Source organism: Agaribacillus sp. DX54 (assembly GCF_056858335.1).
This window is the reverse complement of the sequence record NZ_JBXEQE010000005.1, coordinates 68,104-91,840: the sequence shown is the minus strand read 5'-3', so window position 1 is coordinate 91,840 and position 23,737 is coordinate 68,104. Positions and strand designations below refer to the sequence as shown.

General features: G+C 45.2%; 11 protein-coding genes. 6 read left to right on the top strand and 5 right to left on the bottom strand.

Going from position 1 to position 23,737, the window contains the following annotated elements:
- Positions 1–6: 6 nt before the first annotated feature.
- From AC04NP_RS07920 to AC04NP_RS07910, 3 genes are read left to right on the top strand one after another with little or no spacing between them, the layout of a single operon-like run.
- Positions 7–795 carry a class I SAM-dependent methyltransferase gene (locus tag AC04NP_RS07920; protein ID WP_482859008.1) on the top strand — a complete coding sequence of 263 codons (789 nt, stop codon included), beginning with the start codon at positions 7–9 and terminating at the stop codon, positions 793–795.
- Positions 792–2,774 carry a condensation domain-containing protein gene (locus AC04NP_RS07915; protein ID WP_482859007.1) on the top strand — a complete coding sequence of 661 codons (1,983 nt, stop codon included), beginning with the start codon at positions 792–794 and terminating at the stop codon, positions 2,772–2,774. The genes AC04NP_RS07920 and AC04NP_RS07915 overlap by 4 nt, the downstream gene beginning before the upstream one ends.
- A gap of 13 nt (positions 2,775–2,787) precedes the next feature.
- Entirely contained in the window at positions 2,788–5,271 is a 2,484-nt protein-coding gene (locus AC04NP_RS07910; protein WP_482859005.1) for a condensation domain-containing protein, read from the top strand.
- A 49-nt stretch (positions 5,272–5,320) separates the two neighbouring features.
- Here the strand turns inward: AC04NP_RS07910 and AC04NP_RS07905 are convergent, their stop codons facing one another.
- Entirely contained in the window at positions 5,321–5,584 is a 264-nt protein-coding gene (locus AC04NP_RS07905) for a hypothetical protein (protein WP_482859003.1), read from the bottom strand.
- Between the two features lie 366 nt (positions 5,585–5,950).
- Here AC04NP_RS07905 and AC04NP_RS07900 point away from each other — a divergent pair, with 366 nt between their 5' ends.
- The gene (locus AC04NP_RS07900; protein WP_482859002.1) at positions 5,951–7,066 is read left to right on the top strand and encodes an OmpA family protein; all 1,116 of its coding nucleotides are present in this window, start codon (positions 5,951–5,953) and stop codon (positions 7,064–7,066) included.
- A 20-nt stretch (positions 7,067–7,086) separates the two neighbouring features.
- On the opposite strand, the gene AC04NP_RS07895 is transcribed toward AC04NP_RS07900, so the two are convergent.
- On the bottom strand, positions 7,087–8,286 hold the full coding sequence (locus AC04NP_RS07895) for an acetate/propionate family kinase (RefSeq protein WP_482859000.1): 1,200 nt from the start codon (positions 8,284–8,286) through the stop codon (positions 7,087–7,089).
- A 19-nt stretch (positions 8,287–8,305) separates the two neighbouring features.
- Positions 8,306–10,399, bottom strand: coding sequence for a phosphate acetyltransferase (pta, locus tag AC04NP_RS07890; RefSeq protein ID WP_482858999.1), 2,094 nt, complete (start codon positions 10,397–10,399; stop codon positions 8,306–8,308).
- Positions 10,400–10,604: 205 nt separating this feature from the next.
- On the opposite strand from pta, the gene AC04NP_RS07885 reads away from it, so the two are divergent.
- Positions 10,605–12,467: a DUF5060 domain-containing protein gene (locus AC04NP_RS07885; RefSeq protein WP_482858998.1), complete on the top strand. Its 1,863-nt coding sequence runs from the start codon at positions 10,605–10,607 to the stop codon at positions 12,465–12,467.
- Positions 12,468–12,518: 51 nt separating this feature from the next.
- Here the strand turns inward: AC04NP_RS07885 and AC04NP_RS07880 are convergent, their stop codons facing one another.
- Positions 12,519–12,875 (bottom strand): hypothetical protein, encoded by a 357-nt coding sequence (locus tag AC04NP_RS07880; RefSeq protein WP_482858997.1) that lies wholly within the window; start codon positions 12,873–12,875, stop codon positions 12,519–12,521.
- A 414-nt stretch (positions 12,876–13,289) separates the two neighbouring features.
- On the opposite strand from AC04NP_RS07880, the gene AC04NP_RS07875 reads away from it, so the two are divergent.
- Positions 13,290–14,186 (top strand): AraC family transcriptional regulator, encoded by an 897-nt coding sequence (locus AC04NP_RS07875; RefSeq protein ID WP_482858996.1) that lies wholly within the window; start codon positions 13,290–13,292, stop codon positions 14,184–14,186.
- Here the strand turns inward: AC04NP_RS07875 and AC04NP_RS07870 are convergent.
- A complete protein-coding gene (locus tag AC04NP_RS07870) occupies positions 14,176–23,178 on the bottom strand; it encodes a T9SS type A sorting domain-containing protein (protein ID WP_482858995.1) in 9,003 nt (3,000 codons plus the stop codon). The two genes, AC04NP_RS07875 and AC04NP_RS07870, sit on opposite strands and share 11 nt — an antisense overlap.
- Positions 23,179–23,737: the final 559 nt, after the last annotated feature.

Here is a 23,737-nt window from a genome sequence, read left to right as displayed (position 1 = left end):
CTAGGTATGACCCGGAGAATTAAAAGATCAGACAAATTTGAAATTTCTTTGGTAATCAAGGATGATCAGTTCATCCGCCCGCCCAAAGACGCGCAACGGAATGCCTTGCTGAACAGGGCTATCAAAGAGTTTGCCGAAGACCTGACGGCCTTGGATCACCAGGCTGGCAAGTTTGTTCAGGGGGCGGTACAAAACACATTTATCGACCGTACACAGGCGATATTGGATGACCAGGAGATTATGGAAGACTGGCAGGTACCTGTGATGCAGGCCATGGCCGGAATCGTCACGGAAAGCCAGGGTGACATACTTGAAATAGGGTTTGGCAGGGGTATTTCTTCAGATATGATCCAAAGTCACCGTGTGCGCTCTCATACGATTATTGAATGTAACGACGCCATTGTAGCCCGTTTTTATCAATGGAAAGGCAATTACCAGGACCGCGACATCAGACTGGTACACGGATTGTGGCAAGATGTGATGGATGGCTTGGGGTGCTTCGATGGAATTTTTTTTCACACCTATCCGTTGAATGAGGATGAATACATGAACTATGTGAATGGTAGTGTCACTTTCGCAGCGCACTTTTTTGAAACAGCCGAAAAGCATTTAAGCCCTGAAGGTGTGTTTACCTATTTTTCCAATGAAATTGACTCCCTGAGCAGGGAACATCAACGATTGATCTTAAAACATTTTTCGTCCTTTTCAGCAGAAATTGTTGAACTGAATGTTCCTGATGATGTAAAAGATACCTGGTGGGCAAATTCAATGGTAGTGATTAAAGCGGTAAAATGAATCCGGAAGAATTAAAAGAACGAATTGAAAAGCTATCGCCTAAACAAAAGGCTTTGCTGGCATACCGGTTTAAAGCCCGGCATTTGACCTTGCCCGGTTCTAACGGGCAAAATACGGAGCGTCTGGTCGCATATATTATCGATGACGGGCATATGACCGTTGCCGATTTTCGTAATCATCTGAAAGAGCGGTTGCCGGAATACATGGTTCCTGCTGCTTTCATCCAACTGGATGAATTTCCAAAGCTTCCTAACGGAAAAATAGACAACCGTGCCTTGCCGGCTCCTGAAGAGTCCGCCGGGTTATCAGAAGCCGATTATGTAGCACCCCGTAACCCCGGAGAGCAAAAACTAGCGGAGATATGGAGTGAGGTATTAAATTTTGATCCGGTAGGAATTCACGACAATTTTTTTGAGATGGGTGGAGATTCCATTCTGAGTATCCGGATCATAGCAAAAGCCAATAAAGCGGGGATGGTTTTAAAGCCCAATGCCTTGTTTGAGTACCAGACCATTGCTCAACTGGCGCCGACCGTCGAGGATCGTTTAAAAAAGCCCGTGCAAAACGAAACCATTACCGGCGAAATACCTCTTTTACCCATTCAACATTGGTTTTTTGAAGAACACCAACACGCGCCTCACCATTGGAATCAGGGCCTGCTCTTCAAAAACACCGGCAATTTAATGCCAGAGCTATTGCATGAGGCCATACAACGGTTAACACTACACCACGATGCGCTAAGACTTCAGTTTGTAAAAAACGCCGGAAAGTGGCAAGCTTATATTGCCGAACCGCAAAAGATAGACGCCTTTCAAAAAATCGACCTGGGCAATGTGTCTCTCCCGGAACAAGAAAAAATCATTCATGAAAAGACCAAAGTCATACAAAGTGGGCTGATTCTTTCAGAAGGACCGCTCTTTCAGGGGATTTATTTTGACTGTGGAAAGCAACAACCCGGCCGGTTCCTGCTGTTTGCCCATCATTTATTGGTAGACGCGGTGTCATGGGGTATTTTGGTTGAAGATCTTCATACAATCTGTAACCAACTACAGAAAGGGAACCTGGTTACACTTCCTCGTAAAACAACTTCTTACAAAGACTGGTCAATGCATCTTATGAAAATGGCCAAAGAAAGCCAAACCGCGGATGAAAGTGAATTCTGGCAGCGGCAGCGTCAAAGCCCTGCCTTACTCCCATGCGATTTCGAGACGAATTTACCTGTTACGGAAGAGGGTTGTGCCACAATCACTTTTGTTCTGGACACGCCCACTACCTGGAAGTTGCGGTCCGGGGCCCTGGCTGCTTATAACACTAAATTGGATGAGTTTTTATTGGCTGTACTTACCCGTGTAATCGGTAACTGGACCAAAGCGACAGGCATTGGTTTTGGCCTGGAAAGACATGGACGGGAAACCATGAATCCCGGGATGGATCTTTCAAATACCGTAGGGTGGTTCACCGCTTATTTTCCGGTAACACTGACGTTCAACCCGGAGGCAGAGGCAGGAACCATGCTGAAATCAATCAAAGAGCAACTGCGCCGAATTCCGCGCGGTGGACTTGGCTATGGCATGCTACGGTATCTTTGCGAGCCAAATCACGAAAACATGGATAAGCAATATCGTCCGCCCATAATTTTTAATTACCTGGGCAGTCTGTCACCATTTAATGCCGGTGGTTTGGGAACCGGTGAGGAGGTAAAAGAAGGTACACGACATCCGCAGAGTGAACGCTTTCACCTATTGGAAATTAATGCATTCATTCAGGATGACCAACTGCAAGTACGATGGGGATACCACAGGCAATTACACCTGCCCGATACCATAAACAGCCTGGTGCAGGCCTTTGAAAAAACACTATTGAAATTCATTGAACACTGCGGCAATCCGGAAACGGGAGGTTTCACACCATCGGATTTTCCTGAAGCGGGACTTAATCAGGACGATCTGGATAATTTGTTGGGAGCAATAGATTTATAAAACATTAAGTACCATGTCAAAACCTAAAGTTGAAGCGATTTACCCATTGACATTCATGCAACAAACCTTGCTGTTACACAGCCTGCATGAAAGTAATGATCAGGGATTTCTTCAGGTGAAGTGTAAACTGGAAGGGACACTAGATGTCGAACTACTCAGAGAAGCATGGCAGCAGTGCACACAACGTCATTGGGCGTTGCGTGCGTCAGTACATTGGGAAAAAATAAAGAAACCTGTACAGATCATCCACCCTCAGGCCACTATGCCATGGACAACACACGATCTGGAAGGATTGTCTGCAAAAGCCCAAAAAAAGAAAATCACCAGGCTCACCCGGGAAGACCATGAACAAGGCTTTCGCTTATCAAAAGCACCCGTCTCGCGTATCACGTTAATAAAACTAAATGCCGGCACCTGGCAAATGCTTTGGAGTTGCCACCATATACTACTCGATGGCTGGTCGGCTGCGCTGATTATCAAGGATGTTTTTAAATTTTATGATGTTTTATGTAAAAAGCAAACATTTTCACCTGAACCACTGCCCTCCTACTCGAATTACCTGAACTGGGTGCAAAAACAGGATCCCGAACAGGCAAGGCTTTTTTGGGTGCAAAAATTCAAAGGTTTTAAAAAACCTGTTTTACTTGCTAACAAATGGGCAAAAACAGGGAAAACCAACGAATTTTCAACCCATTCATTTTCAATTTCAGCCGATGGTACAGCCGGGTTGCAATCCTTGGCCAGGAGGCACCAGGTAACAACAGGAACCATCATTCAGGGCTGCTGGGGACTTTTGTCGACCCGCTATGGCAATACCCGGGATACGGTTTTTGGGACCACTGTTTCAGGACGTAATACCGGATTGACGAATATGGAACTTGTGGCAGGTATGTTCACCAACGTATTACCGGCAAGAATAAACTGGGAATCATCAATGACCTTGTCTGATTGGTTGAAAAAAATACAGTCCCAACAGTCAGAGTTGCAGAATTTTGAGTTTAACACGCTAGATCAGCTCAGCGAGTGGATCGGGTGGCCCGGAGAACTGCCGTTGTTCGATAGCCTGCTTGTATTTGAAAATTTTCCATGGAGCACCCTGGAAAGCGGTGAGATCAAAGTGACGGACCTTTCAGGGGGTATAACCTCTACTTACCCGGTCACTGTGATTGTAGCCCCCGGGAATGTGCTGAACGTTGAGATTAAATTCAAAAAGAGCCAGGTTTCAGGCACAGTCGCTCAATGGCTAGGTAGTCAGTTCGAGGTATTGCTGCGATCATTACCCGGACGGGAAGAGGGTACTGTAGCCGAATTATTCGACAGTCTCGAAGGCCCTCCCGCAGAAAAGCATACCTCGGATATGGAATGGCGGGCAAATGGCAGTCCCCGGGGCCTTATGTCCCAAAACGGCAGCCGCCGAAACTTTATAACCCCCAGAAACCCCACAGAGCTACAACTGGCCAAAATATGGGAACAGCTCTTTGGCCGCAGTCCGGTGGGTGTCACTGAAAACTTTTTTGAGATGGGCGGCACCTCTATCCTGGCGGTGAAGCTATTGGCACAAATTGAGAAAAAACTGAAACACAACCTGTCACCGGCTGCATTGCTGCAAAATCCAACCATCGAAGCCCTTGCCGGAATACTTAATGGCAACCGGTCATTTCCCAGTTGGTCGGCCCTGGTACCCTTACGAACGAAAGGCAGCAAACCACCCATTTTTTGCATGCATGCAGGCGGAGGGCATGTCTACTTCTATCACGCCCTTTCTAAATACCTGGATAATGACCAGCCGGTGTACTCCATGCAGCCTGTAGGCCTCGATGGTGTCAGCGCCTATCATGAAAGTATAAAAACCATGGCTTCAGACTACCTGAAGGAAATCCAAAGTATACAGCCAAAGGGCCCATACGCCTTGCTGGGTACCTGCTTCAGTAATGCGGTATGTCTTGAAATAGCCCATCAGTTGAGAGAGATGGGCGAATCTATCTCGTTACTGGTGATCGTGGACTCAGGTGGCAGGGAACTGGGGCGGCGCATTCCCGCAGCCATAATTATTCCCCCGATGCAGAAACGTTTGAAACGCTTTGTCGGTCTCAGTTTCAGGGAAGCCAAAGAGGCTGTCCGGAAGAAGATAACTAAAAGAATGGAGAAGTTAAAAAAGCGTTGGATCGTTTTAACCGAATCGGCTCAGGCCCGGAAGCTAAGGGAAATGCAGGAACATCTGGGCCGGCTTTATGAGGACTATTTCTGGGCACCGTGTCAGGAAAAGGTAACGCTCATCCGCAGCAGTGAATACAATGAGGATCCTAATAAAAACTTCCATATTGAAAGGTGGACGGCCATTGCGCTGGGAGGGCTCAGCGTATATGTCGTGCCTGGTGAACATCTGACGCTCTTTGAGGAACCGGCCGTACAACCCCTGGCAAGGCAGTTGCAGGAATGTCTCGATATGGCTAATAGCCAGCCGTCGGGGGAGAATGTTTCGGTGCTGAGTAAATAAAAATAAAAATGGAAATAGAAATGGGGGTTGGTGTTGGGATGGCGGTGGGTTAGTCGAGGCCGGTTACGGTTTTGTGGATGGCGTGGAAGCCGGCTTGTTTGACCATTTCCTGGAAGTCTTCGATGGGCAGGGCCTTGCTGGTAGTGATGGTCATTTCATAGGGATATACCTCCCTGTTAAATGCTATTTTTTTGATTCCGGGTTGTTGCATCAGGTGTTGGGTGACATGTTCAACATCTTCGGTGTTTTGGGTGTTGATGGTGAAAACCATACCATGGGAGCCTGGGAAGATGGTTTTGTTTAGATAGCTCATGGGTATTGACTTTTAAAACCGCATTTTATTTCATCTCCCGCTATTATAGGTAAATTGTGGGTAAAGGACAATGACTTTGGTCAATGGTGGTGGAATAATAGGGGAATGGAATGGTGGGGAAGTGAAATAATGGAACTTTGGAGAATGAGAAGTGGACTGATGGTACGATGGGGAATGGGGTGGAATGATGAGGGGAGGCATTGGGGTTGAAGTTTGCAGGGTAATGGCAAATGGGAGATTGGGGACAAATAGAGAGGGAATTATTTTTGCGTTATCGCATTCTTTTTGTGGATAAAAATCATTAAATTAAAGGAAGAAAAATCAATTTGATACATGTCAGGATAATTACAAGATATTGGTGGAGCCATGCTAAATCCTCGATTTTCTCATTTCAAACGCCGGTCATGGTTCGGATGGTACCTTGCGGTAAACCTGTTATCGATACAGCTAAGCAACGGGCAAAGCAGCGATCTGGCACATTCGGATCACACGCGATCTTCGATCAGGAGCCTTCAAAAAGGGAACGGCGCTATTACCAAAGGTAGCCCCCGACCCCGGGGCAGTTTAAACGATGTGGCGAATTCTGACATGCGAAAATATCCTGAAGATATCAGCGGGGTGTGGGAAAACACAACCAATGTACCAGCCTATGACTTTAATGGTCATGTAAGGAGGGAATCTACTTTTAAGCTTACCTTGATGCAGGAAGAAAATAATGTTAAGGGAACATTTCTTATGAGGGTGTATATGAGCGGAGGGGTGGTTCAAAAGTATACGCGGGTTTCCGGTACTTACAAGGAAGGTTACCTTAAATTGAAAACCATAGGAATTATCAAAGAAGGTTGCTATGCCCCGGAAAATGTCTCAGGATTGTACGATCTCATTTTTGAAGGAAAAATCACCAATGAAAATGGTGTATTGATTCTGGACGGTCACTACGATTTTGCCACGCAAAAGTCATTTCAGACAAAGAATGGCACATTGATATTCAGCAACGCTGTTTTAGGCCTTAAGGGACCCGTCAAAATCTTTGCACAACGTACGGTTGCACTAAAACCGGAAGTGGAGGAACCCACCGCTGAAGAACAGCCTGAGTTACCACCGCCAATGGACTCGGTACAGGTATTCACAACAAGTGACACCATATTCAACCACATTCTGTTCAAACAAAGTGAGACAGATTTTTTATCTCCCAAAGACTCCCTGGAAATGGTAAGGTTGGGCAATTTGCTCCAGAATTATCCTCATTTAAAAGTAGCGTTAAACGGCTATACCGAAAACAGGGGAACACTACGGGAGAATATCGATTTGTCCAGAAAGCGCTCGGAGTTTCTTAAAAAATACCTGATGGACAAGAAAAATATAAATAGTGAACGCATTATTACTACAGGTTTCGGCCCTTACAATCCCGTGGGAGATAACAGGAATGAAAGCACCCGGCAATTGAACCGGCGGGTGGAAATCAAGGTTTTTACCAACTGAGCCCATCCACAGATTACTGTTTAGGGGGATTGTTGCGGAATTTCAAGCTTATATGCCTGTCTGGCAATTTCCAACTCCTCATTGGTGGGGATAACGAGCACTTTTACAGCCGAGTCCGGACTATTGATTTCACGTAGGTCCTTCGATCGTATTCTGTTTTTTTCCTGGTCCAGCCGGATCCCCAAAAAGTCCATCTCTTCGCATGCCAGGCTTCTTATCAACGCTGAGTTTTCACCAATACCTGCGGTAAATACAATGGCATCCAATCCGTTCATTGCCGCGGCATAGGCGCCGATGTATTTCTTGATTCTGTAGGCATTCATTTGTAAGGCAAGCCGGCACGCTTTATTTCCATCTTCGGCTGCCTGTTCGATATCTCTCAAATCGCTGAATCCGGTCAGTCCAAGCATCCCGCTTTTCTTTTGCAGCATTGTATTTACCTCTTTTGGGGTATAACCAAGGGAATTTATCAGATAAAAAATTACCGAAGGGTCTATATCGCCACTTCTGGTACCCATGATCAAACCTGTAGTTGTACCGAACCCAAGCGTATGGTCGACACTTCTACCGTCTGCAATGGCAGTCATGCTGCACCCGTTTCCGAGATGGATAGTAATCATCTTTGAAGCATGCCGGCCCAAATATTCAATGGCCTTTTCGGACACATATTTATGGCTCATTCCGTGAAAACCGTACAATCTGATACCATTTTCCTCCAAAAAATGACCGGGAATAGCATATTTGTAAGCCTCGATGGGAATAGTTTGATGAAAAGCCGTATCAAATACCGCAATTTGCCTCGCGGATGGAAAAATCTCTTCCGATACCTTTATTCCTTCCAGGTTAGCAGGGTTGTGCAAGGAAGCCAGTACCGATAACTCTTTTATTTTGTCCTTCACTAATTCATCGATTGGCGTTGCTTTAGTAAAAACGCTTCCGCCATGAACTACCCTGTGTCCAACGGCATGGATATCCCCCGGATCTTTTACCACGCCATATCCCGGGTCCATCAAACATAAGGCAATGGCTTTCAAAGCCTCCTTATGATGGGGAACCTGTGCCACTTTCTCAAAGCTATCCTTTTCGGAATGAAAGTGAATTTTGGCATTTTCCAATCCTATTCTTTCAACCAAACCGGTACAAACTACCTCGGCAGAAGGCATGATGAATAATTGGAATTTAACGGAAGAACTACCGGAATTTATAACTAGTATTTTCATGACATAAAATATCTAAAACCTATCCTTGCTGTGCCTGAATGGCCGTTATTATAACCGTGTTGTAAACATCTTCCACGGTACACCCCCGGCTTAAATCATTTACCGGTTTGTTTAATCCCTGCAGCATCGGCCCCACCGCAAGGGCTCCTGTTTCCCGTTGCACCGCCTTATAGGTATTATTACCGGTATTCAAATCCGGAAATATCAACACATTGGCCTGTCCTGCCACTTTGGAGTCAGGAAGCTTGCTTTTTCCCACATTGATATCCACCGCTGCATCGTATTGTATGGGGCCTTCAATATTGAGGTCCGGGCGTTTTTGCTTTACAATTTGGGTGGCCGCCCTTACTGTTTCCACATCTTCACCCTGACCGGAACTCCCCGAAGAATACGATAACATCGCTATTTTCGGTTCTATACCAAAGGCTTTTCCCGAATCAGCAGAGGCAATAGCAATTTCAGCCAACTCCCCGGCATCAGGGTTGGGGTTAATAGCACAATCCCCGAAAACAGAAACCCTGTCTTCCATGCACATAAAAAACACGGAGGACACAATAGAGGCGCCTGGTTTGGTTTTTATGAACTGCAACGCTGGCCTGATGGTATGCTGGGTGGTATGGGCAGCCCCGGAAACCATTCCATCGGCATGGCCTTTGTAAACCATCATGGATCCGAAGTATGATACATCCAGCAGCATATCTTTTGCCATGGTGAGGTTCACACCTTTATGTTTCCTGAGCGCATAAAATGTATTGACATAATCATTGTAATCCGGCGATTCCGCAGGTAAAACAATCGCAACTTTGTTAAAATCTATGGGAATATTCAACTTAAGCGCTTTGGTTTTGATTTTTTCCTCATCGCCTATCAGGGTAATGTCCACCACATCTCCTGCTATCAACCTGGATGCAGCCATCAGAATGCGGTCGTCCTCACCCTCCGGAAGCACAATGTGTTTCTTTTGCTGCTGGGCCTGTATCATTAAGTTGTATAAAAACATTCTGGGCGTCAGCTTATCTGGCGTGAAAGAAATCAGTCTTTCTGCCAGCCTGTCTATATCGACATATTTTTCGAAAGTGCTGATGGAAGTTGTTACCTTTTGTTTATTGTCTGCATAAATCCGGGACTTTATCCCCCCGATTTTATTGGCGACCTTGAATGTCCCCGATCCAACGGAAACAACAGGCACAATCTCCGAAACCCCATTAATTAATTTTAAGATGGGCTCCTCGGGTATCAGTCCACCGGTTAAAATGATTCCTGAAATTTTCGGATAATTGGCCGAAACATTGGCCTGCAACGCTCCCAAAATGATATCGGCGCGGTCTCCGGGCGTAATTACCAAACCGTTATCTTTAAGCTGCGGCAGGTAATGGCGTAATTGCATGGCCCCAACCCCAAAACTCTCGGCCTGGTTGTTTAAATACTCTTCCCCAAACAGTACTTTCCCTTTCAATGCCTTCACAATTTCCCTGATGGTGGGGTTGGACAATGATTTTACTTCGGGTATTATCACTACCTCGACTTCTTTTGAAAAGCTGTTGGCCAACCTCGAAGAAACCTCCTCCAGTCGGTCTTTTGAAACCTTATTGGCAAATACGGCAAGCACTTCCACATCCTTTTCCTTGAAGGTTTTGCAGGCCAGGCATAGGTTACCTACCAGTTCCTCGACGTTTTTACCGATCCCGCTGGCAATCATGATGACGGGAATTCCCAGGTTTTTGGCAATCAGTATATTAATGTCGAATTCCGTTATACTCCCCTCGTCTGAAAAATCCGTTCCCTCGACTAATACAAAATCGAAATTTGCTTCAATTTCCTTATACTTCCTGATAATTGTATCAAGAATTTCTCCGGAACCGCCCTGATTTTGTTTCGCCAGTACCTCACTGCGGGTATACACATAGGCCGATTCAAAATCAATCTTTAAGTCGAAATGCAAAATGACTGTGTTGATGTGATTGTCCATTTCACCATTTTCCATATCATCGATGATGGGTCTGAAGTACCCAACCCTGGCGGTTTTTCCCAATAACATGGTCATCAATCCCAAAACGACAATAGACTTACCACTATTGGGCTCTATGGTGGCTATATATACCGATTTATTCATCAAGTTTTTAATTATCGAATTGAAAACATCCCCTTCCGTTTGAAAGCCCCAATTATATCAAAAGAAAGGGAATGTTTTATTATCATTAGGTTAAATTTGACAGAAAGATATTAAGATTGTACATTGAGACCAGTTAAACTATATAATATCAAAAACTTCAGCGCTTATTAAGCCGCTTATTTTTGTCTGTATCAACCATTTTCCTATGCAAATTTTTCAGTCGACCCTATTCAAAAAATACTATTCACCGGGCTGCTTTACCCTAAACAGAACGTTTGTTTTCTTCTGCGCCATTTTTATTTGTATTGGCTGCAAAAACCCGGTGGATGAAAAGTCCGCAGACACCGGATATCGCAAGTGGCATACAATTACCCTGAATTTCGAAGGTCCCGCCACTTCGGAAACTGCTGCCGAAAATCCCTTTCTGAACTACCGTTTAAATGTTACATTTTCCAAAGGTAACAGAAGCCTGGTGATTCCCGGTTATTACGCAGCAGATGGCCATGCAGGTGAGACCGGGGCTAGCAGTGGCCATATCTGGCAGGTTAAATTTGTCCCTGATGAAACGGGCGAATGGGATTACAGCGCCTCTTTCAGAAACGGGGCGGGCATCAGCACCAGTGAGGATCCTAATGCCGGAGAGCCCGTGGCTTTTGATGGCCAAACCGGCAGCTTCATCGTATTGCCTACAGATAAGGAAGGGCGCGACTTCAGAGCGCATGGCCGGTTACAATATGTCGGGCAGCGTTACCTGCGTTTCAGCGAATCCGGTCAGTACTTTCTGAAAGGCGGAGCCGATAGCCCTGAGAACTTTCTTGCCTATGCTGATTTTGACAGTACTTACGCCTCGGATACTTCCAAAGTTTTGATAAAAACCTATGAGGCACATGCCAGGGATTGGAAAGAGGGTGACGTGACCTGGAAAAACGGCAAAGGCAAAGGCATCATCGGGGCGCTTAACTATCTGGCCGGCCAAAAAATGAATGTCGTTTATTTTTTGACCATGAATATCGGTGGCGACGGAAAGGACGTTTGGCCATACCTGACACACCAGGATTTCGAACGCTTTGATTGCAGCAAGCTCGATCAGTGGGAAAAAGTGTTTACCCACGCCGATAAACTTGGAATTATGCTTCATTTTGTTACCCAGGAAACCGAAAACGAACGCTTGCTGGACCATGGTGATGTGGGTCCACTGCGTAAACTTTATTACCGGGAACTCATAGCACGCTTTGCCCATCACCTGGCTGTTACCTGGAATCTGGGAGAGGAAAATGGCCCCGCCCCTTTCACACCAAACGGTCAGAATGATGCCCAACGCAAGGCTATGGCTACCTATTTTGACAGGCATGATCCCTATCGGAATTTTACAGTTGTACATACCCATGCGTCGCCCAAGGCCAGGGAGCCAATTGTTGACGCCTTGTATGGGTTTGAGGCATTGGACGGATTATCACTGCAAATCGGTAACAAAACCACCATTCATGAAGAAACATTGAAATATTTAAAGCGATCTGCCGATTCAGGGAAAATCTGGGTTCTGACCCAGGATGAGATCGGCAAATGGCATACCGGGGCGGTACCGGATGATGTGGATCCGGCACGTGATACCCTGCGACAGGAGGTGTTATGGGGTAACCTCATGGCCGGTGGTGCCGGAGTAGAATGGTATTTCGGCTACAATTACGCCCACAATGACCTCAATGCAGAGGATTGGAGAACAAGGGAAAACCTTTGGGCACTAACAGCGGTGGCACTTGATTTTTTTCAGGAATACCTGCCTTTCCCCGAGATGAGTAATATGAACGAATTGGTTAGCTCCGAAAAAGCCTATTGCTTTGGAAAAAAAGATGAAATATTTGCTATTTATCTTCGCAAAGGCGATAATACAAAGATCAACCTGGAACAAAATCAGGAAAAGTTTGAAATAAAATGGTTCGACCCCCAGCATGGCGGACCATTGAAGGATGGCAAGCCATTATTCCTCGAAGGCACAGGTTGGCAACCCATAAATAAATTGAATGATGAACAAGATTGGGTAGCATTGGTTAGGGCAATTGACAGTTGACAATTGACAACTAATTTGCTAATTGTCAATTGTCAACTGTCAATTCAAAAATCATCCGTTATTGAAGGTGACTTGAAAATCACCGGTGTAGCTTCCGGAAAATACTTTTCCGTCAACCATGGTCAGGTCCATAGTGATCGTGTAATTATTATCACCGTTATCAATGACAGTCAATTCTCCTTCTTCCAGATTTGACCCGGCAGTGCTGGTAGTTCCTTGGAACTCGACGTAATTGGTCAGCCAGCTATCGAGCAATCTAAGATCACCGGATTTGGGATATGCATAATCTCCCTCGATGGACTCTCCAACAACGTAGTCAAAGTCAATTGTGAGGGTTTGGGTATTTGAGAGGTCAGTACTCACCAGCGTGATCGCAACATGTCCTTCCCCGTCTAGTGAAACACCCAAATATATTGGCGGTGGTAACCGCAAAGGCTTCACCGTCCATAGTAAGTGTATTAGGTGGCGGTGAATCATCATCAGAGCTGCACGCACTGGTTATAGCAAAGATGCTCACAAAAACAAAAATTTTCCAGTTGAAGTTATCTAATTTCATATGCCAAAATAGTTAGGTTAAGTTATGTAGTAAAAAAAGTCATCGCTGGGTACGCCGAAAGCCTTGTACCAGCTATCAGACTGTTAAATGCCCCAAAGCTAGCCAACTTGAATAGGTGGATCAAGGATGAAACGATTGTTTAGATTGCTTATGTAAGATTAATCAGTCGGATGTCATTTTCTGAACCCTTCTCAGTTCAATAAAATTTTTGCCAGCCTTAATGATTTAAACAAAAAAAATGCAAAATATTATTTATTTTTGTGAGAATGAATCCTAAAGAACTCATCCGTACCTCTCTGTCACATGAAAGCTTCACGGTAAGCCGCCACCGCCTGCCACGGTTTCTCAACGTATGGCATTACCATCAAGAGCTGGAATTGGTTTATATTAAAAAAAGTACCGGCACCATATTCATAGGAGACTGTATCGAGCAGTTTTCTGCCGGTGACCTGGTATTCATCGGTTCTTGTCTTCCGCACCTTTGGCTGAATGATAAGGCGTATTTTGAAAGAAAGGATCTGACGGCCGAAGCAATGGTTATCCATTTTCACCCACATTGTTTCGGTGATAAGTTTTTTACCATTCCCGAAATGCATAAAATTCACAAGGTAATAGAAGAGGCAAAAACCGGTATACGGCTGGAAGGAACCAATAAAAGGAAGATTACCAGCATGATAGAGGGGCTCTTTTTCGAAAATGAATTAAATAAAGTGATTTCCCTGTTGCAGATTCTGCGGTTAATCGCAGATGAGTCAGGAAAGGTATTTCTTTCAAGCCATTCATTTATCAATGCCTACGCCAAGAACTCCAATACAAAACTGGATAAAGTGTATGAATATATACTCAATAACTTCAAAGAGGAAATAAATCTTAACCGCACAGCCGATCTTGTACATATGAATCCATCGGCTTTCAGCAGGTACTTTAAACAAACTACTAACAAGACGTTTGTCCAGTTTTTGAATGAGGTACGTATCGGTTATGCCTGTAAATTATTAATGGACCAGGGCGATAAGAATATTTCCGAGATTGCTTTTGAATGCGGCTACAGGAATCTTTCAAACTTCAACCGCCAGTTCAAACTGATCACCAGAAAAACACCGAAGGATTACCTGACTTCTCATCACCAGGCATTTACAACCCCTGTTTCCCTCAATGGATAATCAGTTTCGTCCTGTGCACCTGATCGTGCTGCTTGACAATCAGGATATATATGCCGCTTTTAAGCCTTCCTGGTATTGTAATGTTATTATCCTGGCTAAAATCACTCGCCCAGTGCGTTTTATCGTAGAAATTTTCGCCCGAAATGTTAACCATACTAATATGGATCGTGTTTTCTTTGTTTTGGGTGATTATCCTTAAGTTGATGTTGTCCTGAGAGGTTGGGTTGGGAAAGATGACTACCTTCATGCTCTCTCCTGTGAAAGCATTGTTGATACGCACAACCGGTGAGTACTCAAACTGACCGTCGAAGTCCACCTGTCTGAACCGGTAGTAAGACTCACCGAATAAAGGACTTTTATCAATAAAGCCATAGCTTATGGTTTCATTAATAGTACCATTGCCTGTCACTTTACCGATCACATCCCAGTTGTCCCCTTTTTCGGAGCGTTGTACCTCGAAGAAGTCATTGTTGACCTCTGAAGCTGTTTTCCACTCCAGATACACTTTTCCTTCTCTTAAATAGGCATCAAAGCTTATTAATTCCACTGGAAGGGGGTTGGCCGCATCCTGTGAACCTAAGGTGATAAACTTCTCACTGAATGGAATCCGGTTAACCGCACTGAAAAAACCATTGCTCTGCGTGTGGCCGGCGCTGAAGTTTTCCCCACCGAAATTGTCCCAGTTGCTGTTGGCAGCATTCCAAACCATCACTTCCAAAGTCTCCCTTTCAATCAACTCCTCCGATACATTACTTTGTCCATCCCATCTGAGACCGATCTTTGCAGTGGCTCCTGAAGGATTATCCGATATTCTCCAGTATTCATTGTTGCTAATGGTCATGATCTGCGGTGTAGATGGAGCGGGAATTAAATTGCTAACGGAGGCTTCTGACTCCGCAGAGTTGTTAAAATATTCAACGGTCCACTCAGTCCCGCCGGTAGTTACTTCTTCGACAGAAGCATAGCCCCATCTGTTGCCTTTTCCCACGGGAAATGTAAAACTGGCATTCAGGTTCATCACTTTTGAAAGGGGCCCATTGACGTAGGCATTTGACTTGCCTATGGCTGGTGAAATGATGGCGTCAGCATCTATTTTCAACTTATTGCTGCCAGGGGTAATCAACCCGTTGGCAAGCAGCAACTCGTCATTCACGTCCACATCGCCTGTCAGGGTAACCCCGTTGCCGTTATCGACTTCCAGTTTATGCATTTGATTTATACCTGTAAAACTCCCGGTAATCACCTGGTTTGAACTGCCTTGTAAAACAAATTTGGCAGAAGAAGTCCCACCGGTAAAAGTACCGCCTGATCTTGTGACATTGCCACGAACGATGACCTCACCGCCATTTCCTATATCGAAAGTTCCGCTGTTAATGGTCAGGTCGCCATCGATCGAACTCGTACCCCCTGATTGTCCGTTAAAGTTACCTCCGGCCACTGTAAGGTTGCCATTGACTGTTACCGTATTGGAAACACCGCTTTTAAAAGTCCCGCTATTGAGCATAAGATCATTCCGGATGGTGATGTTCCGGTTATTGGTATTATCAAACTCAGGTCCTCCCAAAGTCATATCATTGCAAACTACAATATCATTGTTGGCCAGTGTTTTTGTTCCAGAGCCATTTAACACGAGGTTTCTGATCTGATTCAGCCCACTCATAATCTCGTAGCTGCCGGTGCCATCATATGCCAGGGTACCGCCCGTACATGAGAAGAAATCATCATAATTACCGGCCGGAACAACTACTGAGCTCGAATTACTGACCAGTCTCAGCGTGCCTGTTCCCGATACCTCACCCAGCCTGTGCGCCTCTGTTTCATCAATGATCAACTCACCATTATTTACAATCTGCGTCTGATAAAGGGAAATCCCGTTTACATCAAAAGTCACCATTTGATTGTCAACCACTAAAATCGCTCCGCTTGGCGCACCACCGGGATTGTCAAGATCATAAATGTCGTCGGCCACATTCCCGGATGCATCAGTGGTATAAATCGGTACCGATGGTGGAATGGCTTGATCTATCCCTGCAAAATAATCACCGGCAATACCCGTATAGTCTACACCGTTGAAGTTGAATGTTAGCGTATTTGCCGAGGTATTCACATCCGCCGTACTGAACTTGTTAATCGAAGCAGTGGAATTATTTTCACTTAATATTCTGGCGGTTATGTAATCGGATTCCGTAAATAACGGATCATCGGTTTCCACATCTGATTGATCATAGGTAAATATGGCATCCGCTACAAAGTCATTGGCAAAGGTTTGTGCCTTTATGATCCAGTAATATTGCAACACATTGTCCGGATCACCCGGGAAAGTCCAGTCTACCCCATCATTGATAGAAGGGTGCGGTTCGTTGGCCGGACGGACGATGATGCTCCCTGCGACGCTTCCCGTGGTATAACCGGGGCCGGAGAAGTTGAAAGTGACCGGGGTAAACTTGCTTTCTCCAACCGGAAAGGTAAAATCTGAGGTAGTAGCCGCGGCAAATTCCTTTTTCACACCGTTGTCTGTAAAAGAACTGTTGGTTTGGATCATATTTGTAATGCTAAAGGGGTTAACCGGTGTGATCACCGCATCACTGTCCAGGGTTAACAGGCTTCCTCCGATTCCAAAAACACCGCTTGATAATCTGAGATTGTCGTTAATATCAAAATGGTAACCATTGCCATCCTGAATAATAACACCATTAGGATTATCGATGGTTATTACACCAAAAACACCGGTACCGGAAGCAGAACGGGCCAGGCTTTGTGACGTGCTGCCCGTAAAGACAATGCCATTGCCCCCTGAACTTATGTGCGTCGCATCGTTGGTGACATTGCCACGTACATTAATGGCGTTACCATTATCAGCCAGAATACCCATACTTAAATGGAGATCGTGATTAATGGTGATGGTTTTTCCGATGTTAAGTGTTCCCGTTCCGGTTTTGGTGAAATCGTAAAAATCAGAAGTTCCTGAACCGGAAAAGTGCTGGCTGCCTGAACTATTGAACAACGTTGTATTACCATTGGGTAGGTAAGTTCCGTCATTTACAAAATTACCTCCAAGGGTCAAATTCAATCCATTTGCATCTAAAGTATTGTTTGTATTGACCGTCAATAACCCATTAACGGTTAACGGCCTGACGCTGAGTCGAGCAGTTGGGCTATCGGTACCGTTCATGGTCAGGTTATTTAAAGCAATAGCCGCATTAATGCCCAGGTTATTTTGACCTGAAGGTGTGTCGGTATTTCCTATGGTTATGGTACTGGTGCCGGAAACATCACCGGTGGTTGGGTCGAGGATCAAAGCTGCGGCCACCGGTGAACCCGTATTCTGACGCACAATGGTTAAATCACCGGCTGTATGTGTAAATTCACTGCCGGCATTTAACACTTCAAACATGCCACGGGCGGCTTCAAAGGCGGCATTTTTACCAATAATCACTGTGCCGCCCGATTGCCTGTATTTCAAAGCCCCTGAGCTAAAGGTTGTGTTCCGCCTGATCTGAGAACCCACAATCAGGGAGCCTGACGATACCTCCAGTATGGCATTACCGGTAGAGGTATATTCAATGTAGTTGTTACCGTTTCCGGCACCATCATCCATATCAACGGTACCCCCGTTTATTTTTAACAAACCATCAAGCAGGATACCGGTATTGTTTCCACGCACATTTACGGTACCTTGTGTAACCTCCAAGGCCGCTGTTGAGGGAATGTTAAAATCATCCCCTCCGGTCGTTAAGTCAATATTGATAACATTATTGTTGATAACAATGGTACCGTTTTGTAATTCCAGGGCTTTTGTGGCTCCATTCGTTGATCCATTTAAACTAAAATTCTCATTAAAACCGAATGAATACGTCTGATCGATCCCTTTATTGGACACAACGCTGTATAGCTCCGGAACAACGGTGGTAACGGATGCTTCTTTGATCAGCGCGGCGTTGGTTTCGCCGGTTACTTCCAGAATTACGTTACTGCCGCCGCTGTTATTCGTAAAAAGATCAATGGAGGTCCGGTTACCGTTTTCCAAAGAAAAGTTGCCCGACAACCTGATTCGATGTTCCAAATCTGCACTTCCTCCGGTTTCCACCGCCAGTGAAGAAATACCGGAACCATTCGATGAACCTTCGATTCTCAAATCGCCGCCAATGGTCACGATTCTGGCTGTTCCACTATTTTGAAAAATGAGTCTTCCACCACGAGCATCGTCAGCGATGTACAAATCGTCAACAATGATGACATCTCCATTTGCTCCGTCATTTAAACGGAGCTGGGATGTCACGTCAATTCTTAGGTCATTATTTATGACAACATCTTCCGTAAACGTCACGATGCGATAAACGTTGTTACCGCTTCCATGAATCCTGACTCCGGGAAACGCTGTCAGGTTGGAAGGTACTTCATGAGGAATAGTACTGTTGTTATCCTTGGGAAAAAATATCACCTGGTTGGTACTCTCTGTATTGAAGGCTCCTAAATCACCGGATATATTGGGGTTCCTGGAAGAGGTGTTATCCAGATCAATACCTATTTGACCTCTGCTTCCACTTACCAAGCCCAGGTTATAAGTCCTGTCTCTTTGTAAAACAAGCCTTGGTCCCCATCCTCCTCCGGGTTTATCAAAAATGATTGCCCCTACCTGGAAATTTACGTTGCCTATTACGTAGTGATTTGTGTTAGCGTTTCCATTAGGATTGGAAATATAAACTATGTCACCGGCTCCTGGGATTTGACTACCCGGATTGGTTCCGTTATGCGTATCTGTAGACCAGGTGCCCGGATTATTCCAGTTTCTTACGGCATTATCATTGTTATAGAAGATATCCGGCGTGCCCGTAAATCTATCCTCTTCGCCTGCTGAGTAGCTGCAATTTTCAAGGTCGAAGGGCGTACCATCTCCATTGAAGGTGATGTTATGCCCTGAAATGTTTCCGCCGGCTTCGGTCGACCTCGTGAACGGGGATCCGGTAAGAATTTTTCCGGGTCTCCACAAAGCTGGGAAGGCATCGGGAGGATTAGTGCCATCATCTGTCTCATCACCACCGAATACATAAATTGTCACTTTAGGCAAGGTCGTAAAATCATGGTGGGTGACCCTCCAATAATATGATAGAATGCTTCCGGCAGAAGGGTTTGCCGTAGGAATTTCTTCATCTGCCAAACTGATTCTGATGTATCCATCATCAGAAAAGCTGCTAAATGTTCCGGTTACCGGCGTGTATCGGGCCGTCCCGTTTGCATCTGTTCCTATGGGAAAAGTTAATGTTTCATCGGCATCGAGGTAAAGCTTTAAACCACCGTCCGAAGCATTGCCATCGGTCCGGATCATTTTGGTGGTGCCGAATCCGGAGCCAGCTATATTAGCTGCTGCGCCCGATAACGTCAATTGGTAGGTGTTGATATCAAAAATACCATTGGTCAGGGTCAAGGTGTTGCTGATACTCAGGTCATTGTTTGCCAGGCTTACCCCATTATTATTATCCAGTTCCAGGTTACCTATCAGGCCGTTGTTGGAAGTGATGGTCTGGGCGACAGCAGCATCCAACAAAAGTTTACCGGTTGAAGTAACTACTCCTAATGTATCTGCTATGTAAACATCTGACTTGGCATTCACCGTGAAAGTTTGATAAGCCAGTGTACCGTTTTCTAACCTCAATTCTCCATCTACCTGCACGGCTACGGTGGCACCGGCGGCTATCCTCACCTGCTCGTCTCCTGCTTCTACTTTATCTATGGTTAAGTTGTTGAAGGTCTGCGTGACAGCGGTATTGTTAAAAATTAAGTTACTGTCTTTTGTGCCATCGAATGTGGTAGTGTTATTCCGGTGTGTATAGGTACCGCCATTCTCTATTGTAAAATCCCCTCCGATGGTAACGTCATAGTTATCGGTATTGTCCACATCGAGCGTCGCATTACTACCGATTTTAACATCATTAGAAGCCGTCAGGTTAGTAGCCAGGGTAAGTGTACGGCTTCCACCGGTGCTGTTGATATCCACATCCCATAAGTTGGCTGTCGAAGTAAGCGTACTGCCGTCAGCATCCATATCGAAGACGATGCGGCCACCGGTGACATTGTAGTTTCCGGGGGCGGAGTTCACAATAAAGGTGATGGGTCTGGAATTACCTCCAAGGTGAATGGTTCCCCCTGACATATTAAAGATCATGTCCGGGGAAGAAATACCGAATCTTGCCGAACCAGGAGGGCTGGAGTTACCACCCGTTACGTTAAACACGCCACCTGTTTGGGTGTAAGAAGCCTTGCCCGAAGAAAACTGATCACGCAGCCAGCCTGAAGTTACTGTTCCTCCCTCAATAATTATCTCCGGTGCGGAAACGCCAGGGTAAAAGATCAACCCCTCCCAGGAATTCCTGGTATTCAAGGTGCCGGCAGATACCTGCAGTTTTCCGTAAACTGCCAAACCCTGGCCCCAGTAATTATTTTCAACACCATCATGCCCGGCAACTTCCGCATCGGTGCTCAAAGCTGTGGAATGGACGGTTACATTATCACCGGCAAGCCACAGCGCTCCATTTTGCGGAATTATCAAATCATTGGTAAAACTGAAGTTAAACCCCACACCTTCTGCCAATGTTGGAATAAATAAATTACCCGTAAGCTTCAAGGTACCGTTCCGGATCCAAAGCGGTTTTCTCACTTCCGGATTTGAGGAAGAAAACGGTGAACCAGTCCGATGCACCAAAACATTGGGCCCAAATAACATGAAATTTGAGTTAGCCGATGAGTTAATCTCCAGAACATAGGTTTGATCCACCCCCTTGTCGATAATGAGATTGTAAAAGTCCGTTTGGCCATTCAGCGTTGCGATATTATCCCGTGCACCGGTAAAAAACACATTGGCAGCACCTCCGGTATAGAAATCGTTATAATCAGGATTAGTCTGGTTGGTGAAGCGGGCAATTCCCTGGTTGTTAAAATTACCCCCGATATAAAACTGGTGATAGATAGCATGATAACTCCCCACCGGCGGCAGATTGCTGTCGCCCTCCCCGGAAGCAGCAATATTATAGGTGCCGGTTGTATTGCCTGAACCTACTGTGATGCGGCCATTACTCTCTATGGTTACATCATTTTTGACATCCAGCGTCAGAACCGTGGTGCCGGTGTTGTCGTTCATCTGCAATATTCCGTTTTCAATGGTAAGGCTCCCATTAATTGTGTAGTTACCGGTTAGTACCGCAGCGTCGGTCGCCGAAGTCATGTTAACAATGACATTCCTAAAAGTCCTGGATTGATCCAGTGTGACCCCGGTACCGTTTATTTCTACCGTTCCGCCTGATGTGGCATCGATAAAGCCTGTAGCATCCCCTGCGGGAAAATTATCCACGACACCGGCCCCTGGATTGTGGCCTGATATTTTAATTCTTCCTGCACCGGTTATCGTAGTAAAATCGTGGTTCGCCGTACTTGCAACGTCCAGGTTACCGATAATTTCTATTTGTTGAATATTGACATGGTCTATGTCGAGGGTAACAGTTCTTCCCGCGGTGATAATAACCCTATCATTTACGGCGGGTACTTGTCCGGAAAGATTAGTATAGAGCGGCACCACTGAGCCATCCAGGGTCCAGGAGGTCGGATCACTCCAATTTCCTGATTTATAACTGTACCAGGTTTTAGGCGGTGCGTTAGCTACCGGGCTGTTGGCAGCATCCGTAGTTCCCAGGGTATAATAGCCTGTTGAAAGGTTGGCATTGGTCACCTCGAAATACACCTGATCCGTATTTTCAGTGCCCCGGTTTGTAAACGAAACCCCGGTAAAATTACCGCTGTTGGAAGGCCTGAACAATAAAACATAGTCCGTTCCGGGACTTGTTGGTGTGACAGAGGCTCCGGCATCACCAAAATCAAAGGACAATTTAAGGTCGACCGTTCCGGTTTTTTCCAAATACCAGCTATTATACCACCGGGCCTCCACACTTCCGGTCACATCAAGCGTGGTCTGTTGCGTGGCTGCGTTGTCATTTCCTGCCAGTACAAAATCGCCATTAGCCAGACTGCTGTTAAATTCAGAGATATTCAAACCAGCCCGGGACTCCGAGGCCGAATGACTGCTTCCCGACTCTCGCCCCACCCCGATTACATCATCATCAAAATCACCGTTGCCGTTATCATCACCTGTGTAAACCTCATCGGTCAGAATATTCACCGCATACCTGGCACTAAGATAATTTTTAATAATCTTTTCTTCGGCAGCATTTACCGCTTTGTTGAAGTGTATGAATTCAGCAATGTATCCTGTAAAATCATTGTCGGTCAGTGAGGTAAAACCGGCATCCCTCATATTTCCATTAACGCTTGCCAGGCCAATGTTACCTCCATGATCATCGAGTGAAGCCGGAACAGTAGCAGAACCGTTGGTTGTGATGGTGCTAGTGGTTCCATTCACGAAACCTTCTACAGTACCTCCGGTGCCATCATACCGGAGCATTACCAGATAATTTTGGTTGGCACTAACCGGAAAATTCACATACCAGGTGTTGTTGCCACTGCTATTGTTCCAGATACCCATGTAGAGATTATTATCCCCACCGTTAATATACATGGCAATGCCTCTCGAGTTTCCACCTTGTTCATACAATACCTGCGTAGCACCTACAGAAGGCCCCGTCCTGAAAACCATAAAGTAGGTTTTGGCGGTGAAAGGACCATTGGTATTGATATTTGATTCCGTACCGATGGCTAATTCCTCTGTGCCATCGAAGAACAGAGCCGGAAATCCATTTATGATGTTATCCTGAAATGAGGGTGCCACAGCGCCTGGATCAGTGGCATCATGATCGGTGCCACCTACAAACAAATCATTCCATGTACCCGCATCATCACCATCGGCTGGCAAAGGGTCAATACCGCCAGCCTTGAACCAAAACCCCTGAACCGTAGCAGTGTTTTCTACACCTCCGGGGCCGGTTTGAGATAAAGCAATAACCTGAACAAATACCAAGCAACCTAAAAAAAAGACAATCTTTTTCATGTATCTACCATTGAAATTTTAAAAAACCCAGCATGCCGGTCGACTCACCTGTTCTGCCAGGTATCTGTCCGGCATCTATCCCATTAATAAAATCCAGGTATTGTCACAACACTACTTTCCCTGGTTCTTTAAAATTTGAGCTTGAGGTTTGCTGATTCACCTACCACAATCCAGGCATAAATATAACCAATAGTGTCCTAATTAGCTGATTTTTCCATGATTAGCCCAGGTAATAAAGCTTCAAAAGATCAAGATTTTGGACGAGGTGATGTCTGCGCGTGTGCTTCACACTTTGAGCAAAACTACTCAAAGTACTATAACTTTTTTATTATTTTTTATAACTATATAGATATTTTCTGGAATTCAAGGCAAATAAATACAAAGGGTATATAAACGGAAAAACGAAAAGTTAATAATTGGAAAAACCAAAAGTTAACTAATTCTAAAGGCCGCAACAGCTTAAAACTTAAAAATAAAGAGCAATAATTAGTTATACAAATGAGAATCTCAAATTGTACTTTACTAAGTTTCATAACTTGAGATGTCAACCTTTTAGGGG